At 66.9% G+C, this 17,884-nt stretch carries 14 protein-coding genes; 5 read left to right on the top strand and 9 right to left on the bottom strand.

What is annotated here, in order from left to right:
* Positions 1-14 precede the first annotated feature (14 nt).
* Positions 15-506, top strand: a complete 492-nt coding sequence (locus tag ACZY0Q_RS04600; RefSeq protein WP_463915017.1) for a GtrA family protein — start codon at positions 15-17, stop codon at positions 504-506.
* Here ACZY0Q_RS04600 and ACZY0Q_RS04605 read toward each other — a convergent pair.
* From ACZY0Q_RS04605 to ACZY0Q_RS04625, 5 genes are read right to left on the bottom strand one after another with little or no spacing between them, the layout of a single operon-like run.
* Positions 503-1,657, bottom strand: coding sequence for a cysteine desulfurase family protein (locus tag ACZY0Q_RS04605; protein ID WP_463915018.1), 1,155 nt, complete (start codon positions 1,655-1,657; stop codon positions 503-505). The two genes, ACZY0Q_RS04600 and ACZY0Q_RS04605, sit on opposite strands and share 4 nt — an antisense overlap.
* 7 nt (positions 1,658-1,664) lie before the next feature.
* Positions 1,665-2,537 carry a carboxylating nicotinate-nucleotide diphosphorylase gene (gene nadC, locus ACZY0Q_RS04610; RefSeq protein ID WP_463915019.1) on the bottom strand — a complete coding sequence of 291 codons (873 nt, stop codon included), beginning with the start codon at positions 2,535-2,537 and terminating at the stop codon, positions 1,665-1,667.
* Positions 2,530-4,335, bottom strand: a complete 1,806-nt coding sequence (locus ACZY0Q_RS04615) for an L-aspartate oxidase (RefSeq protein ID WP_463915020.1) — start codon at positions 4,333-4,335, stop codon at positions 2,530-2,532. Before ACZY0Q_RS04615 ends, nadC begins: the two co-directional genes overlap by 8 nt.
* Before the next feature lie 53 nt (positions 4,336-4,388).
* Positions 4,389-5,711, bottom strand: a complete 1,323-nt coding sequence (gene nadA / locus ACZY0Q_RS04620; protein ID WP_463915021.1) for a quinolinate synthase NadA — start codon at positions 5,709-5,711, stop codon at positions 4,389-4,391.
* Complete coding sequence (locus ACZY0Q_RS04625; protein WP_463916250.1) at positions 5,708-6,418, bottom strand: NUDIX hydrolase; 711 nt, start codon at positions 6,416-6,418, stop codon at positions 5,708-5,710. Before ACZY0Q_RS04625 ends, nadA begins: the two co-directional genes overlap by 4 nt.
* A gap of 284 nt (positions 6,419-6,702) precedes the next feature.
* On the opposite strand from ACZY0Q_RS04625, the gene ACZY0Q_RS04630 reads away from it, so the two are divergent.
* The 3 genes from ACZY0Q_RS04630 (at position 6,703) to ACZY0Q_RS04640 (ending at position 9,694) form a co-directional block, all read left to right on the top strand.
* Complete coding sequence (locus ACZY0Q_RS04630) at positions 6,703-8,100, top strand: amino acid permease (protein ID WP_463915022.1); 1,398 nt, start codon at positions 6,703-6,705, stop codon at positions 8,098-8,100.
* A gap of 90 nt (positions 8,101-8,190) precedes the next feature.
* Positions 8,191-9,018, top strand: coding sequence for an alpha/beta fold hydrolase (locus ACZY0Q_RS04635; protein ID WP_463915023.1), 828 nt, complete (start codon positions 8,191-8,193; stop codon positions 9,016-9,018).
* 28 nt (positions 9,019-9,046) lie between these two features.
* A complete protein-coding gene (locus ACZY0Q_RS04640) occupies positions 9,047-9,694 on the top strand; it encodes a phosphoribosyltransferase (RefSeq protein WP_463915024.1) in 648 nt (215 codons plus the stop codon).
* 105 nt (positions 9,695-9,799) lie between these two features.
* Here the strand turns inward: ACZY0Q_RS04640 and ACZY0Q_RS04645 are convergent, their stop codons facing one another.
* A complete protein-coding gene (locus tag ACZY0Q_RS04645; RefSeq protein WP_463915025.1) occupies positions 9,800-11,134 on the bottom strand; it encodes an MFS transporter in 1,335 nt (444 codons plus the stop codon).
* 281 nt (positions 11,135-11,415) lie between these two features.
* On the opposite strand from ACZY0Q_RS04645, the gene ACZY0Q_RS04650 reads away from it, so the two are divergent.
* Entirely contained in the window at positions 11,416-12,141 is a 726-nt protein-coding gene (locus ACZY0Q_RS04650; protein WP_463915026.1) for an IclR family transcriptional regulator, read from the top strand.
* A gap of 56 nt (positions 12,142-12,197) precedes the next feature.
* On the opposite strand, the gene ACZY0Q_RS04655 is transcribed toward ACZY0Q_RS04650, so the two are convergent.
* The 3 genes from ACZY0Q_RS04655 to ACZY0Q_RS04665 form a co-directional block, all read right to left on the bottom strand.
* Entirely contained in the window at positions 12,198-13,490 is a 1,293-nt protein-coding gene (locus tag ACZY0Q_RS04655; RefSeq protein ID WP_463915027.1) for an MFS transporter, read from the bottom strand.
* A gap of 136 nt (positions 13,491-13,626) precedes the next feature.
* A complete protein-coding gene (locus ACZY0Q_RS04660) occupies positions 13,627-16,704 on the bottom strand; it encodes an AAA family ATPase (protein ID WP_463915028.1) in 3,078 nt (1,025 codons plus the stop codon).
* Entirely contained in the window at positions 16,701-17,882 is a 1,182-nt protein-coding gene (locus ACZY0Q_RS04665) for an exonuclease SbcCD subunit D (RefSeq protein ID WP_463915029.1), read from the bottom strand. The genes ACZY0Q_RS04660 and ACZY0Q_RS04665 overlap by 4 nt, the downstream gene beginning before the upstream one ends.
* Between the last annotated feature and the right edge of the window lie 2 nt (positions 17,883-17,884).

Raw genomic sequence — 17,884 nt, forward strand, 5'->3', positions numbered from 1 at the left:
GTCAGGCTTAAGCCATGGAATCCCCTGCTGCGCCCAGCGCCCAGCTGACGCAGCAGCCCACCCGTAGCGCTCCTGCCACCAGGCACTACAGTGGAATCTTCAGGTTTCCACTGGTGCGGCAGCTCCTCCGCTTCACCGGCGTCGGCATCATCTGCACCGCCACGTCCCTGGCGTTGTATGCGTTGCTGCGCCCCTGGCTGGGACCGCAGCTGGCCAACGCGGCCGCCCTGGTGCTGACGTCGTTGATGAACACGGCGCTGAACCGCAGGCTGACTTTCAAGATCTCCGGGCAGCGCCGGATGGCCCGCGACCACCTCAACGGCATGATCGTCATCGCCGTCGCGCTGGTCATCACCGGCGGCAGCCTGGGCGTGCTCCATTGGCTGCACCCGGATGCCACCGTGTCCGACGAACTGTGGACCACCACGCTGTCGGGCTTCGTGGCAACCGCCGTGCGGTTCACGATGCTGCGGCACTGGATCTTCCGCCGCGCCCGCCATATCTAGCGGCCGAGGGTCCTGACGCTTCCGACGGCGGTGCTCACGGCTGCTGCCGCCTGCTCCAGTTCGTCCGCGGTCACGGCCGAGGTGAAGCTGAATCGCACAGCTGTCTGCGCCACTTCGGCGTCGTAGCCCAGCGCGGTCAGCACCGGCGACGGCGCATCGGAACCCGCGGCGCAGGCCGAACCGCTCGAGCACACCACATCCTGCCGCTCCAGCTCCAGCAGCACGGATTCGCCGCTGGTGCCGGGGAAGCAGAACGAGGCCACTGACGGCAGCCGTTCCGTCCGGTGCCCGGTGAGCAGGGCGCCGGGAACGGTGTCCAGGATGGTGGCGATGAAGCGTTCGCGGAACCCTGCCACGCGGGCGGCGAGTTCCGGGCGTTCGGCGTGGGCGAGCGTCAGGGCCGTAGCCAGCGCCACGGCCCCGGCAACGTTCTCGGTCCCCGACCGCCGGCCGCGTTCCTGGCCGCCGCCGTGCACCAGGGGCTCCATGCGGGTCCGGCCGCGGACGTACAGCACGCCGCACCCCTTGGGTGCGCCGAGCTTGTGGCCGGAAATGCTCAGGGCGTCCACGCCCAATGCCTTGACGTCCAGGGGCAGCCATCCTGCGGCCTGGACGGCGTCGGTGTGGAACGGGATGCCCTGCGCCCGGCCCAGCGCCGCCAGTTCGGCGATGGGCTGGATGGTGCCCACTTCATTGTTCGCATACATCACGCTGACCACGGCAGTTTCCGGCCGGAGCAGGGCGGCGAGCGCCTCCGGCGTTACCCGGCCGGTCCGGTCCACCGGAACCACGTCCACGGTGAACCCGTGGAACCGCTCCAGGTAGCGCGCAGACTCCTCTACGGCGGGATGTTCGACGGCGCTGATCACCACCCGGTTGAGCGCCGGGTCCCCAGCCTGCCGGGCCAGGGCAATGCCCTTGACCGCGAGGTTGTCTGCCTCCGTGCCTCCCGAGGTGAAGGTGACCTCGCCAGGGCGGCAGCCGAGCACCTTGGCCACGGCCGCGCGGGCGCCTGCGAGCGCGGACGCCGCAGCCTCGCCCAGCGCGTGGTGGCTGGAGGGGTTGCCGAACTCGCCGCTCAGGTAGGGCCACATGGCTTCAAGGACTTCGCGGCGGACGGGCGTAGTGGCAGCGGCATCGAGGAAGATCATGGCTGACTCAGCCGACACTCAGTTCGACGTCGAGGCCCAGGTCCAGGGCAGCCACGCTGTGGGTGAGACCACCGATGGAAATGACGTCCACGCCCGCCGCGGCGATATCCGCGACGGTGCCGACGTTCACGTTGCCGCTGGCTTCCACAATGGCGCGCCCGTCCACCTGCTTGACGCCGGAGCGGAGCCCGTCGAGGCTGAAGTTGTCCAGCATGATGGTGTCCACACCGGCGGCCAGGACAGGTTCGATCTGCTCGGCGCTGTCCACCTCCACCTCGAAGTGCGTGGTGTGCCCCAGCTGGGCCTTTGCCGCGGCGAGCAGGGCGGTGAGCTTGGCGGGATCTCCCCCGGTCATCACGGCGAGGTGGTTGTCCTTGGCCAGCACGGCGTCGGACAGGCTGTAGCGGTGGTTGGCTCCCCCGCCGCAGCGGACGGCGTAGCGCTCCAGCACGCGCAGTCCGGGTGTGGTCTTGCGGGTGTCCGTGATGCGGGCCTTCGTACCCTCGACGAGCCGGACGAATTCCGCGGTCTTAGTGGCGATGGCACTCATCCGCTGCACGAGGTTCAGCCCGACGCGTTCGGCCAGCAGCACCGAGCGTGCGTTGCCGGTGACACGCGCGAGGTGCGTACCGGCGTCGAACGCAGTCCCCTCGGCGAGCAGCAGTTCCACGTCGGTGTCCGGGTCCACGATCTTCATGGCGTCGCGGAACACCGTTCCACCGCTGAACACGCCCGGCACGCGCGCGTTCAGCACCGCGGTGGCGCGGGCATCGGCCGGGATCAGCAGCTGCGAGGTGATGTCCCCGTTGGGCGCGTCCTCGGCAAAAGCCCGCTCCAGGATGTCCCGGACGGGTGCTGCGGGGAGGGTCAGGCTAGTCATTTACGAGGCTCGCTTTCCGGCTCATGGTGTAACGCTTATCAAGATATTCGACGGCGGCATCCGCGGGCACACTGTCGCTGCGGTAATGCGCCCCCAAGGATTCCCGCCGCTCCCGCGCGGAGTGCACGAGCAACTGCGCCGCCAAAAGGAGGTTGGCATCCTCATGCTCCCGAGGATCAAGGGAATCGGGAACATTGATGGGAAAAACATCGGCCGCCCAGGCAGTCAACTCCACCCCAGCCTCCCGCAGTAAGCCACCATTGCGAAGCACCCCAGCGTTGGCAGTCATCAACGAACGCAGAGCCACCCGGGAAAACGGCTCGGCGGCCGGGGCCTCTACAACTGCCGGCTCCGGATCAAGCTGGAACGACCAATCGGGCGTGTCATCGGCTCCCAAGGCGACCGCTCCGTCGTCGTCCGAGGGTGTTCCGGAAGCGAGCGTCAAGGGGAGGCCGCCAGCGGCCGAGACAGCGAGCGGAGGAACAGCGTCGGGCGACACCCCACCCCGCGCCGAGGGACTTCCGGAACTGCCGGCCAGGAACGCAGCAACGGCCCGCCGCCCAAAGACAAGCCCTTCAAGAAGGGAGTTGCTGGCAAGCCGGTTAGCGCCCTGGACGCCGGTGCAGGCAACCTCGCCGGATGCCAGCAATCCAGGCACCGAGGTCCGTCCGTAGAGATCGGTAAGGACGCCGCCCATCCAGTAGTGCGCGGCCGGTGCCACGGGGACGAGTTCCCGGGTCCAGTCGACGCCGGCTTGGCGCGTGCGGGCGCTGATGGTGGGGAAACGCTTTTCGAGGTAGCCCTTGCCGTGCAGGGCCTCGACCGCCATGGCGTCGAGGAACACGTGCCCGTTGGGATCCCCCAGGGTTGCCAGGTGCAGGGCGATGCTGCGGGAGACAACGTCGCGCGGGGCAAGTTCTGCGTCCGCGTGATAGGCGGGCATAAAGCGTTCGCCGTGGGCGTCCAGCAGGATGGCGCCTTCGCCGCGGACGGCTTCGGAAATCAGGAGCGGTTCAGCTCCGTTGCCGGCTGCCTCGAGGGCATCGGCCGGGAGCACCATGCAGGTGGGGTGGAACTGGAAGAACTCCAGGTCCGCCACGGCGGCTCCGGCCCGCCACGCGAGCGCCACCCCGTCCGCGGTTGCCACGGCAGGATTGGTGGTCTGGGCAAACAGCTGGCCCGCTCCCCCGGTGGCCAGGAGCACGGCATCACCGTGGATCCCAACTTCCCGCCCGTCGTGCAGGAAGTTCACGCCTGCCACGTGTCCTTCGCTCTGCGACAGGGACGTGACCTGGGCGTGCCCGATCACCTGGATCCGGCCAGCTGCCTGCGCATCCAGAACCGTCTTGATGAGTGCCCGGGCTACGCCGGCACCGGTCGCGTCGCCCCCGGCATGCAGGATCCGCGGCGCGGAGTGGGCCGCTTCGAGACCCAGCGAGGGGTCGCCGTCGTCGTCCATATCAAAACGCACGCCGAAGCGTTCCAAGCCGGCGATATCCAGGCGGGCCTCCGTGCAGAGCACGCGGACGGCCTCTTCGTCGCAATGCCCGGCCCCGGCCTTCAGCGTGTCTGCGATGTGCGCGGCCCCGGTGTCTCCGGGCGCGGGTTCGTCGAGCACGGCGGAGATGCCGCCTTGGGCGTAGTAGGTGTTGCTGTCCGCGAGCGCACCCTTGGTCAGCAGCACCACTTCGGCGCCGGCATCGGCAGCAAGCAACGCGGAGTACAGTCCCGCAATGCCGCTCCCGACGACGATCAGCCGCCGGGGCGCCGGACCACCGGCTGGGCTCTCTGCGCTCATGTGGGGCTCGTTTCGGTTTCCTGGGTTACAGCGGGCGGGACTGCAGCTGCGGGCTACAGGGGACGCGCGGCGAGCATACGCTCGAGCGCGGTTTTGGCGTTGTCCTGGACGGAACGGTCCACGCTGATGCGGTTGACGATGCGGCCTTCGACGAGTTCCTCCAGGACCCAGGCGAGGTAGCCGGGGTGGATGCGGTACATCGTGGAGCAAGGGCAGATCACCGGGTCCAGGCAGAAGATGGTGTGCTGCGGGTACTCAGCGGCGAGCCGGTTCACCATGTTGACTTCCGTGCCGATCGCGAAGGTGGTCGGTTCGGTGGCGGCTGCGATGGCCTTCTTGATGAAGTCGGTGGAACCGGCGGAATCGGCCGCGTCAACCACCTCCATGGGGCACTCGGGGTGGACAATCACGTTGACGCCGGGGAACTCGGCGCGGGCCTTTTCGATCTGGCCCACGTTGAAGCGCTTGTGGACAGAGCAGAAGCCGTGCCACAGGATCACGCGGGAATCGAGCAGGGCCTGTTCGTCGTTGCCGCCCAGTTCCTTGCGCGGGTTCCACATGGGCATCTGCTCCAGCGGCACGCCCATGGCTTTGGCGGTGTTGCGGCCCAGGTGCTGGTCCGGGAAGAAGAGGACCCGCTGGCCGCGCTCGAACGCCCATTCCAAGACCACCTTGGCATTGGAGGACGTGCAGACGATGCCGCCGTTGCGGCCGCAGAAAGCCTTCAGGGCGGCGGAGGAATTCATGTAGGTGACCGGAATGACCGGAACCCGCCCGTCGGCGTCGGCCTCGGTACCGAAGATCTCCTCGAGCTGTTCCCAGCACTCCTCCACGGAGTCGGTGTCCGCCATGTCCGCCATGGAGCAGCCGGCGGCGAGGTTGGGCAGGATGACGGCCTGTTCCGGGGTGGAGAGGATGTCCGCGGTCTCGGCCATGAAGTGCACGCCGCAGAAAATGATGGCCTCGGCGTCAGGCCGGGTGAGGGCGGCGTTGGCCAGCTGGAAGGAGTCGCCCACGAAGTCGGCGTACTGGATGACCTCGTCGCGCTGGTAGAAGTGGCCCAGGATCACCGCGCGATCACCGAGCGTGTCCTTGGCGGCCCGGATGCGGACGTCGAGTTCTGCATCGTTGGCGAGCTTGTATTCTTCCGGCAGCTGGCCCTGGCGCGGCGTTGCCGCCGGGGCGACGTCCGCGCTGGAGGCCCCTGGTCCGTAGGCAGGGGCACCTGCGAGGGCTTCGGCCAGGTCGTATTCCCACGGGCCCTTGGCGAGCGCCGGGCTGCAGGTGGCAGCTGTTTTGCCTGCCGCCGCGTTCCGGGACGCGCTTTCGGCTTGTTCGCGCGTGATCAGCTGGATGGCTGTGTTGACGCTGCTCATGGTGTGCTCCTGTTATCGAGGTCAAGGCCAGGACGGCCGGTGAAGCGGTAAAGACGAGGCGGACGGTGTTTGCCGCCCTGGAGGTATTCGCCGGTTTCTTGGATCTCCGGCGTGGAAGTGAGTTGGCGGCGGAAGTTCGCCGGGTCCAGCCGGGTGTCCAGGACTGCTTCATAAACTTCCCGGACCTGGGCCAGCGTGAAGTACTCGCCCAGGAAGTGGTAGGCCACCGACCCGTAGGCCAGCTTGTTCCGCAGGCGCCGGAGCGCGTAGTCAACAATGGCGTTGTGGTCGAAGGCCAAGTCCCCCACCTTGTCTGCCCTGAACCACTTCACGTTCTCCGATTCGTCGGCCAGGGCGGCCTCAGTGGGCTGGACCAGCGCCCAGTAGACGATCGACACCACACGCTGCGTGGGTGAGCGGTGCAGCCCACCGAACGCGTAGAGCTGCTCCAGGTAGCTCGGAGTGAGTCCGGTGGTTTCCCGGAGGTTCCGGGACGCGGCATCCTGCAGGGATTCAACATGCGTCAGTGGTCCGCCGGGAAGGGCCCAAAGGTCCTTGTACGGCTCACGAATCCTACGGACCAGGGGAAGCCAGAGGGTAGGCCGGCCCGAGGATTCGCTGGGCCGTAAGGCGAAGATGACGGTGGAGATAGCGAGCGAGGGTGCAGCGGTAGCGCGTTCGGAGACGTTCGCTGAGCTGCTGTACACGGTCACTCACCCGCTCCCTGCTTCTGGGCTTCATTGCCATCGTTAGTTAAAGTCACTTTGACTAGAACTGATTCTACGGCCACATTCCTTCGATTCAAAATGTTTCGCAATGCCACGGCCACGGACCGACCGGGAGTAAGGGTTGCCGTACTCGACGCCGGCGTCTTAGGATTCACGCCGCCACCCGTCGTCGACCCGCCACCGCCCGCGGGCCGGCCTCAAAGGGGGTAGATTCAAATGGTCCCCGCGCGGACACCCCCTCCACCCCAAGAAAGTTCACAGGCATGACATCGAAGTCCACGGCAGTGCGGCCGGAATCCCACCTCGGCCACACCATGAAGCCCCGGCAACTCACCATGATGGGACTCGGCAGCGCCATCGGCGCCGGCCTGTTCCTCGGTTCAGGGGCCGGCATCCAGGCCGCGGGGCCTGCCGTGCTGATCTCGTATCTGGTCGCCGGGACGCTCATCATCCTGGTGATGTGGGCGCTGGGCGAGATGGCCGCTGCAAATCCAACGAGCGGCGCGTTCTCCGTGTACGCCGAACGGGCGCTCGGAAAAACCGCCGGCGCTACGGTGGGCTGGCTGTGGTGGCTCCAGCTGGTGGTGGTCATCGCCGCGGAAGCGCTGGGCGCAGCGGGACTCCTGTTTTCCGTCTGGCCGGTTATCCCCGTGTGGGCCCTGGCCCTGGCTTTTATGGTCGTATTTACGGCCATCAACCTGACGGGCGTCAAGAACTTCGGAGAGTTCGAATTCTGGTTCGCCATCCTGAAGGTTGCCGCCATTGTGGCGTTCCTGGCCGTGGGGGCCGCCCTGCTGCTGGGCCTTCTGCCCGAGGTTGCATCGCCCGGACTCGCTAACATCACCACTGATTTTGCCCCCGCCGGGCTTGGCGGAATCGCCACAGCATTGTTCGTAGTGATCTTTGCCTTTGGCGGAACCGAGATCGTGGCCGTGGCCGCCGCGGAAACGGCGGACCCGGAACACAGTGTGGGTAACGCGATACGGACGGTGTTGTGGCGCATCCTGGTCTTCTACATCGGATCGGTCTTTGTCATCGCGGCTGTCCTGCCGGTCTCCTCCGAAGGACTCGCCTCGCCCTTTGCCGGCGTGCTCGACGCGGCCCGGATCCCGGGCGCCGGCACGGCAATCACCCTGGTAGCCGTGGTCGCGCTTCTCTCCGCACTGAACGCCAACCTCTACGGCGCGTCCCGCATGGCGTACTCGCTCGCCGAACGCGGCGAGGCGCCCCGGATCCTGGCCAGGCTCAGCGGCGCCAGCGTGCCGATGATCGCCGTAGGCGTGTCCGTGGCGTTCGGCTTCTTCGCCACAGTTCTTGAGCTGCTTTTCCCGGACCGGATCCTGCCCGCCCTGTTCCAGCTGGTCGGATCCACCTGCCTGGTGGTCTGGGGAACGGCCCTCGTTTCGCAGCTGATCCTCCGGCGCCGCGCGGACCGGGCCAATACCGCCCTCCCGCTGCGGATGAAGGGATTCCCGGGCCTGACTATCTTCGGACTCGTCCTCCTGGGCCTGATTTTCGCGGTCGGCTTAAGCGCGGAAAGCAGCCGTGTTCAGCTGCTGAGCACGTTCGTTCTGGTTGCCTGCCTCGCTGCCGCCTGCTGGATCGGCGCCCGGCTCACGAAGTCACGCACCACCCCCAAGGAGCAGTCCGCAGGCAGGTAAAGTGGTGCGTATCTTCGGTGGGCAGGCCGAAGGATGAGGCACCGACGCGCCGGGTCCGCCTGAGCGCCGTACTTGATGAGGACTGACACCATGAGCGGCAGGCACACCGGCGAGATGCATTCCCACACCGTTGAGGGCACGGACCCCGAGCTGTACGTGGAGGCGCACGATCCGCAGGACGACGCCGGGCTTCGGCCCGTGCTGCTGCTCCACGGCTTCTCCTCGTCCAGCAAGCTCAACTGGCATGACACCGGCTGGGTGGCGGCCCTGCTGGAGGCCGGCCGCCGCGTCATCACCGTGGACCTGCCCGGACATGGCCGCAGCGGCGCTCCCGAGGACATGGATTCCTACTCCCCCAGCCGGATCCGCGCGGACCTGCTCCAGATAGCGTTCGACGCCGGCGTGCGGCCCTTGCACAGTGGTGACCCCACCAGCGGGGTTGACGTGGTGGGATATTCCTTGGGTGCCCGGCTCGCCTGGGAATTCGGCGCCACCCAGCCCGAGATCGTCCACCGCCTGGTTCTGGGCGGACCGAACATCGCCGATCCGCTAGCGGCCTTTGACCTCATTGCCGCCCAGAACTACCTCGCCGACGGAACCCCCATCGCCGACCCGTCCACTGCTGGGCTGCTCAAGATGGCCATGCTCCTGCCGAGCAACAACATCTTCGCGCTGCTGTCCCTGGTGGATGCCATCAAGGCCGAGCCCTTCGATCCTGCCGAAGCCGTGCCACACATGCCGATGCTCCTTGTGGCCGGCGATCAGGATGAACGGGCGGCCACCATGCCGCAGCTCGCCGCACTCGGAATCCGGGCTGGGTCCATGGCCGAACAGCTGACGTTGCCTGGCCGCAATCACACGAACGCCATCACCAGCCGGGCCTTCAAACAAGGCGCCATCGCTTTCCTGGGAGTCTGATCACTACGCGACAGCCGGAGAGGGAACAATGAGCACGCGTTTTGAAGACCGCACCGATGCCGGTGAACGGCTGGCGGCGGTGCTCACCCAGTTCCGGGAACGCCCCGACAGCATCGTCCTGGGGCTGGCCCGCGGCGGTATTCCCGTCGCCGCCGCGGCCGCCAAGGCCCTGTACCTGCCGCTCGGCGCCATTCTGGTCCGCAAACTCGGCATCCCCGGCCACGACGAAACAGCCTTTGGCGCGCTGGCGTGGTCCGGAGGCCGCGTTGTCCGCCTGCTCAACCGTCCCCTGATCAACCGCATCCTGGACCACGGCGTCCGCCAGGAGTGGCTGGACGAGGTCGAGAAACGCGAGAGGGCAGAGCTGCTCCGCCGGGCCATGACTTACCCGGGGATCAGCAGCAATCTCACCGGCAAAACAGTCCTACTGCTCGACGACGGCCTGGCCACCGGAGCCACCATGCGCGCCGCCGTCGAGGCCGCCCGTTCCGGTGGTGCGGCACGCGTCGTCGCCGCAGCACCGGTGGGTTCGGTGGAAGCCTATACGGCAGTGTCCAAGGTGTGCGATGCCGTGCTGTGCCTACATCTGCCGGGGAAGTTCCGCGCCGTGGGCAGCTTCTACCGGCACTTCGAGCAGTTAGCCGATGAGGATGCCATCAGCCTGCTGAACCAGTAGTCGCCCCACGGCAGCACCAGGCCCGCGCGGCGCTACCGGGCTCACGGCAAAAAGGCGGGCCCAGGCCGGATGGCCCGAACCCGCCGTTCTGCGCTTCGGACAACCCTAGTGGTGGCTGCTGACGCCGAGCGGGTTGCCCTTGGTCTCCTTGGCAAGCAGAACACCGGCCGCCGAAATTACGCACAGGATCATGATGTAGATGCCGATGGATCCGGTCCATTTGGTGCTCTGAAGAAGCGTCTCGGCAATGGTCGCAGCGAACGCACCACCGAGGATCGCCCCGAAGGCGTACCCGATGGAGATGCCCGAGTAGCGGACATTGGCCGGGAACATCTCGGCGTACATGGCCGACATGGGGCCGTAGGAGAGGCCGAGGCCGATGGTCAGGACGAAGAGCGCCAGACCGTAAAGCATGATGTTCCTGGTGTCGATCAGGGCAAACATCGGGATCATCCAGACGAAGATGATGGCATACCCGATCAGGAACGTCTTGACCCGGCCGATCCGGTCCGAGAGCCAGCCACCTGCGAGCGTGAAGATCAGCCAGCCGAAGGATGCAAGCGTGGTGGCCAGCAGGATTTCCGGGACGGGCATCTTCAATGTCCTGGTGGCGTAGGAGATGAAGAAGGCGATCAGCAGGTAGCCAGCGGCGTTGTTGCCGATGAAGATCATGGTCGAGTAGAGCACGGGCCTCTTATGGCTACGAATGAGCTCGCCGAGGGGGGCCCTGCTTTCGGCCTTGCGAGAGGCCATCTCCTGGAAGACGGGGCTCTCGGCCACAGCCCGGCGGATCAGGTATCCCACCACAATCAGCACGATGGACAGGAGGAAGGGCACCCGCCAGCCCCAGGCCGCGAAGTCTTCCTTGGACATGTTCGAGTTGAGAACAAACAGCAGGCCGGTGGCCAGGATCATGCCGACCGGAACCCCGATCTGCGGGTACGCACCGAACACGCCGCGGCGGCTCTTGGGGGCGTGCTCGACAGCCATCAGGGCAGCACCGCCCCATTCGCCTCCGGCGGAGAAGCCCTGGGCAATGCGAAGAAGGATCAGCAGGATGGGGGCCCAGACGCCGATCTGGGCATAAGTCGGCAGCATGCCGATCAGCGAAGTGGCTGCGCCCATCATCAGGAGGGTGAAGACCAACATGGCCTTGCGGCCGAGCCGGTCGCCGAGGTGGCCGGCTACCACCGCACCCAGCGGGCGGAACAGGAAGCTGATGCCGATGAGCGCGAAGGACAGGATCTGTGCCAGGCCCGGGTTGGATTCGTTCAGCGGTGCCAGGAACAACGGGGACAGCAGCGTGCCCGTCAGTTGGGCGAAGATGAAGAAGTCGTACCACTCGATGGTGGTGCCGACCAGCGTTGCTGCGAGGACCTTGCGTTCCTCGTGCTTGCTGCTCGGGCCCGCCTCGGAATCGACGCGTGAAGTTTCGGTCATTGGAACTCCGTGGCTTGGGGCAGCCTGGCTGAGAATTACGGCTGCCGACGGTGGATGCAAACTGTCCGAATTACTGATCGAACGGTCAGTTAGTATGACGTTACGCGAAGATGTGATGAAACGCACTATATTTCCTGATTCTGCAACGGATCATTTCCCCGGTTGAACTGCTTTTTGGAAGAATCAGCACCGGCCATTTCGAAATCAGCGCACAGTCCGAGTGCGGGAAGCACCGTCACGGCACACCGTCTGGGCCCGTGCAGCCGCCTAGGATGGAATCCATGACCCCCACCGCAGTCCCCTCCGGAGCAGCTCAGGCTTCGCCGTCCCAGACCCTGTCGCGCGGAATCCGGGCACTGGAAATCCTGGCCGCGGCGCCGGCGGCGTTGACCATTGCGGAACTTGCCGATGCCATGGGAGTCCACCGCTCCGTGGCCTACCGGATCCTGCGGACCCTGGAAGACCATTCTTTGCTGGTGCGCGATGACGCGGGCAAGGTCCAGCCGGGGCCCGGGCTGGCTGTCCTGGCCCGTGGGGTTGCCCGCAACCTGCAGACAGCGGCCCTGCCGGAGCTGACGCAGCTCGCCAATGTCCTGAACATGAGTGCGTTTGTGGCCGTCTGGGATCGCCATGACTGCGTCACCCTGGTCACCGTTGACCCGCGGCACACGGGCGCGGCCGTCGTCCAACATCCCGGCTCCCGGCATCCCATCAGCGCCGGCGCCCCCGGGATTGCGATCCAGTCCGCCTATTCAGAAGCTGACTGGCAGGTGGCCGGACAGGGAATCCCCTACCGGCCCGAGGCCGGAACCGCTCGGCAGCTGGGCTTTGCCGCAAGCCACGATGAAGTCATCGCGGGCGTCTCCTCGTTGGCAGTTCCGGTTAAGGTCCCTGGCGGCCGGCCGGCCGCGCTGGCCGTCGTCTACATCCGGGCAGACCAGAATCCGGATGAAATCGCCGCTGCACTGATGGCTGGTGCCGGGCGCATTGAGGCCCAGCTGGGCTGACCACCGCACGCACCGTCTGGCTGTGACCAGCGCCAGCGCCCGGCGCCCGGCGTCGGTCAGTGGCGTTTGCGGAGAATGACCGCCGCGGCGGCACCAAGCACCAGCAGTCCACCTGCGGCAACCACAGGCACAATGAATGCCGTGTGGTAGCCGTGGGCCTGCGCGAGCTGGCCACCAACGGCGGCCCCTAAGGCGGTGCCCGCCACGATCCCGCTGGCCAGGGCAGTCATCACGGTTCCCAGCCGTTCTGCAGGCGCCACCAGGCCTCCGATCGCGAAGACCGTGACCATCACGGGACCCACCGGCAGTCCCAAGACCAGCAGCACCACAACCATGCCACCCAACGATCCCGGAACCAGAAGCAGCAACGCGAGCACCGTCATCAGTGCTGCGCTGACCAGCCAGCGGGTCGCCGGGGTGATGCGCTGGGGCCAGTACGCCACGGACAGGGCTGCGGCGGCAGAACTCAATCCCATGACGGCATACAACAGTCCGGCGATTTCGGAGGTGGCGAAACTCGCGGAGAAGGAGCTCAAGGCGGTCTGGGCGGACCCGAAGAAGGTGCCCATGGCCACCATTGCCAGGACGGGCAATGCGACGACGGCGGGAATCCTCGCTGCCTTAGGCGAGGCAGCGGTGCGCCGGTTTACGGGAACCGCCTCGTGGGTGGAGTGCATGGCAAAGGCGGGCACCAGCGTGATGGTCATGGCTGCAGCCAGGGCCAACGGCAGCCAAGGGGCCACCAGGCTGGCCAGGATTCCCACAAGGGCCGGTCCCAGCACAAACGTCAGTTCATCGGCGGTGCCCTCGTAGGACAGGGCCGTGTCCAGGTCCCTGCCGGCCTTCGCTCCCTTGCCCCGCGATGTGAGCGCCATCCAGCGCACCCTGGCCAACGGACCTACCTGCGGGCAGCTGGCACCGGCAAGAAAGGCGGCGGCGATCACGGCCATGGGAAAGGACCCTGTTTCGGGAGCGGCCCAGGCCGTGCCGATCAGCGCCAGGACCGCCAAGGTATTGAGCACAGCCGCAACCAGAAGTACAGGCCGCTGTCCCCTGCGGTCGGCGAGGGCACCAAAGACCGGAGCGCCAAGGGCCGAGCCGATCCCCACAGCCCCGGCGGCAGTGCCGCCCAGAGCGTAGGAGCCGGTCACGGACGTGACGAGGGTCAGGGCACCGACGGTCAGCATGGCCAGGGGCAGCCGGGCGAACAGACCCAGGGGGATAAAACTGCGGCCAGCGAGGTGCGGGAGCCTGGCGAACCGCCCCGTGGGCGGGGCCAGGGCAGCGGACGCTGGCGATTCAGGAGAGACAGTGTCGGGGGAAAGCGGCGCTTCCTGGGAAGCGGGCATGGGGGACATCGTTGAAGATTTCAAGGTTCCGGGCTCGTTCAGTAATGCGCATCGTCCCTCCTCCCGATGCGCGCGACCCGGTAACTGTTCAATTGTATCGGCCTGTCAGTCCCAGTCCAGCCCGGCATGGCCGCAGTCACACCAGCGCCTCGGCGGCGTCGGAAATGCGCAGCGTGGAACCATTCCGGCCCTTGAGCACCTGGAGTTGGGTGCCGATGCGCTGTTTCATCTCCCCCACATGGCTGACCAGCCCCACAACGCGCCCGCCGTCCCGAAGCCCTTCGAGGGCATCCATGACCTGTTCCAAGGATTGTTCGTCCAGGCTGCCGAAACCCTCGTCCACAAAAAGTGTCTCGATCTGGATGCCACCGGATTCCTGCTGGACAACGTCTGCCAGCCCCAGGGCAAGGGACAGGGACGCCATAAAGGATTCGCCACCGGAAAGGGTAGACGTGTCCCGGCGATGCCCGGTCCACTGGTCCACCACTTCCAGCCCCAACCCGGATTTTGCGCCGCGCGCGGCCTTGGCATCTGAATGCTGGAGCAGGTAGCGGCCATCGCTCATGGCGACCAGCCGTTCGGAAGCAGCCAACGCCACCTGTTCGAGCCGTGCCGCTAGGACGTAGCTGTTCAGGCTCATGCGGTAGTTGTTGTCTCCACGGCCGGCAGCGGTATCAGCCAGGGCTGTCAGCATCTGGGCGCGTTCCCTGGGAATCCGCCCGGAACCGGCCAGTTGTTGGTAGTCGTTGCGGACAGCGGCCAGCGATTCCACACAGCGCGCGGCCACGCCGGCGGCGAGATCGGCGGCCCGTGCTTCCTGCCCGGCCTGCTCCACGGCAGCCTGCAGTTCCGCGAAGAGGGCCTCGTCCACCAAGGGATCTGCTGCCTCCTCAGTCAGTGCCAGCAGCAGATCCTCGGACGCGAACAGCTCGGCAATCCGCGCCTGTTCGTCCTGGCCGGCCCGGATCTCGGCCTGCAGGGCAGCAGCATCAGCATTCGACAGCAGCTGTGCGCGGGCCACCTCGCCCGAACTGAAGCCGGCGTCCGGCAACGCCAGTTCAAGCTGGGTCCGTGCTTCCTCGGCCCTGGCCTTGGCTCTGCTGAGCAATGCCTGGGCCTCCACGGCCTTCTCCAACGTGGCGGCGGCGTCCTGCAGCGAGCGCAGCCTTTGCGTGAGGCTGCGGTGACTGCCACGCAGCGCAGAGAGGGCGCTGTCAAGGGACTCCAGCTGGTCCGCCAGTCCCGACAATTCAGCGGTGACCTGCGCGAGTTCTGCTGCTGCGCTGTGCATGGCAGAATCCGCTGCCGCAATTCTGGCCTCAGCGGCTTCAAGCTGCTGCCGGAGGTCCTCGAGGTTTTTCACCGCAAGCTGCGACTCGGCGGCGGCGGTGCGGGCGGACTCGAAGGCCGCCAGCGCATCCGCTTCGGGCAGGTCGCCGCCCTGGCTTTCAAGGACAGCCACCAGCTGGTCCGCGTCGCCCAGCTCACGGGCCCGCGCTGCCAGCCTGGTCTCTGCGGCCTCGTGGTCCTGCTGCGCGGCTTCCTCGGCCTGACTGAGGCCCAGCGCGGATGCCGCAGCCTCCGCGGGAGCCGGGTGGTCCGCACTGCCGCACACGGGGCAGGCCTCTCCCTCGGACAGCTGGGCGGCGAGTTCGGCGGCGGCGTTGGCGAGTCTTTCCTCGCGCAGGTCCAGCCAACGGACTTTCTTCCCGAGCTGGATCTCCCGGGACGCTGAGTGGCGCTCCGTGGCGAGCGCCTGCGCCGCGCGTGCAGCCGCATAGCGCCGTACGACGTCAAGAAGCTCCCCCGCCGCAGCGGCTTCCTTGGCATGCAGGGTGGCGGCCGAAGCCAGCTCCACCAGGGGCTCCAGGCCTGACGTCAGGGTTTCCTGCTCAGCGCGGAGGCCCTGCAGCGCAACGCCCAGGTCAATGTCCTTCTGTGTGAGTTCGTGCTGCTTCGCGGTGAGCGCGGCGCGCCTGGCAACCAGTGCATGGAGGCGTTCCTCATCCGGCAACCTGGCTTCCACAACGGCCAACAGTGACCTGAGCCGGCTGAGCTCACCCCCCACGTCAAGTGCCCCGACGGTGGAGAACCCGGCATCGTCATTGGCCGCATCCAGGGCGCCAAGGTCCAGCTGGCCCAGTTCGGGGTCTTCATCAGCGGCCATCCGCAGGAGTGTGATGGCGGATTCCATGGCCCCCGCCGCATGCCGGACCTGGGTCTGGCTGGACTGGACAGCTTGCAGCTGACCGGTGAGCACCTCGGCTCGGCGGTGTTGCTCGAGCCGGGCACCATGGAGCTCCAGGGACGGCAGGATTGCCTCAGCGGCTGCTTTCCGGGCCTCGGCGGCTGCCAGCTTGCGGTGGCGCTCCCGCCGCGTGGCCGCGCTTTCCAGCCGGTCCGACGTGTCCCTTCTGACAGCCGCTGCGGCCTCCGCCGCGACAGCCAATTCCCCGGCGCGGTGGGTAACGGCTTCCTGCAGCCATTCGATCCGGGCCGCGGATTCCTCCTTGGCAGGAGCTGCAGAATCATCAATGGTCAAGGAGGCAGCCTCGGCTTCGGCCCGCGCTGCCAGCAGGTCAAGCTCTCCGTTCAGCCGGGCAACATCGTTCCGCGCGGCCTGGGCCTGCGCCGACAGTTCCTGCTCCAGGGCTTCGAACCGCTGGGTGCCGAAGAGCTTCTGCAGCAGTTCCAGGCGATCGGCGGCCTTGGACCGCAGGAAGGCGGCAAAATCGCCCTGCGGCAGCATCACCACGCGGGTGAACTGTTCCCGGTCCATTCCCAGCAGAGCGGTGATTTCGGCGCCGGCTTCATCATTGCGACCGGATCTCTCCGTCCACGTCCCGCTGATGCGTTCCCGGAGGAGCGTTTTGGCCTGTTGTGTGGTGAAGCCGTTCTTTCCCCGGGCACTGGGTTTGTCCCAGGCCGGCGACCTGGTGACTTCGAAGTGGCGGCCCTGGGCCGAAAACTCGCAGGTGACCGCCGGCTCCAGCGAAGGCTCGGCATGATCGCTGCGTAGCCGCTTGCCCTCCTGGCGTGCCCCCGGCACGGATCCGTACAGCGCAAAGCAGACAGCGTCCAGCACGCTGGTCTTCCCCGCTCCGGTAGGTCCGTTGAGGAGGAAGAGTCCGTGGGCGCTCAACCGGTCGAAGTCGATTTCCTCGGTGCCCGCAAAGGGACCAAAGGCGGAAATGACCAGGCGGTGGATCCTCATAGCGATGACTCCTTGAGGCGTACGTTATCCAGCGCCGCGGCAATAGCCGACTGCTCGGCGTCGTCCGCGTCCCGCCCCCGCACGTGATCGAGGAATCCGCAGCAGAGCGAGAGATCATCCTGGGCTTCGGCGAGCCGGCTGCTGTAGCTTTTGGACGCCTTGACGGCGCCGCCCTGCGGATCAAACCCCAGGACCAGAGTGTCCGGAAAACGGGCCCGCAGCCGTTCCATGGCCTGCGCGGGCCGCTGCTCATCCGTCAGCGTGATCTGGCAGTACGCCCCTTCGGCCCCGGAATGCTCTGCGGACTCCAGGAGTTCCGAGATTTCGCCGCGGAGCACGGCTAGCTTCCGAGGCGCTTCCCACGACAGTTCCGATACCCCGGTCACGCCGTCCGTGCCGACGTCGATCAGCCAGCTTCCCTTGGTGTGTTTGGCTTCGGAGAACGAGTAGGCCAGAGGCGATCCCGAGTACCTGACCTGCGGCGACAGGGTCTGCCGGCCGTGCAGGTGCCCCAGTGCGGTGTAGCTGAATCCGTCGAACAGGTCCAGGGGCACGGCTCCGACTCCCCCGATGCTGAGGTCCCGCTCGCTGTCGGAGCTGATCCCGCCGCTGGCGAACGTGTGGGCGAGGACCACCGAGTGGACCGTTCCCGCAGCGCTGCGCTGCGCGAGGTCCGCCCGGATGCGGTCCGTGGCGGCGCGGGTGACTTCGAAGTGGCTGGCGGTCTCCACGCCGAGTTGTTCGGCGACGAGGCGCGGTTCCAGCCAGGGGATTCCGTAGATGGCCAGGACGGCGCCGTACGCAGCGCCGGCACCTGCGCCCAGCGGCAGTACCACCGGCTGGTCCAGGTCCGCGAGCCTGGTCCGCAGGTGGACGCCGCCACGTTCCAGCAGCCTGGAGGCGAAGCCGAGCCGGATGGCGGAGTCATGGTTGCCGGATGTCAGCACCACCGTGGCACCGGCCGCTGTCAGCCGCACCAAAGCATCGTCCAACAGGCCCACAACGTCGACGCCGGGCAGGGCGCGGTCGTAGACGTCGCCGGCGATCAGGACAACGTCGACGCCGTTTTCAGTGACGGCGCTGACGAGCTGATCAACAAATGACCGTTGGGCGTCCAGCATCCCGACGCCGTGGAAGGACCTGCCCAAGTGCCAGTCCGATGTGTGCAATAACCGCATAT

Source organism: Pseudarthrobacter lactosi (genome assembly GCF_055412785.1).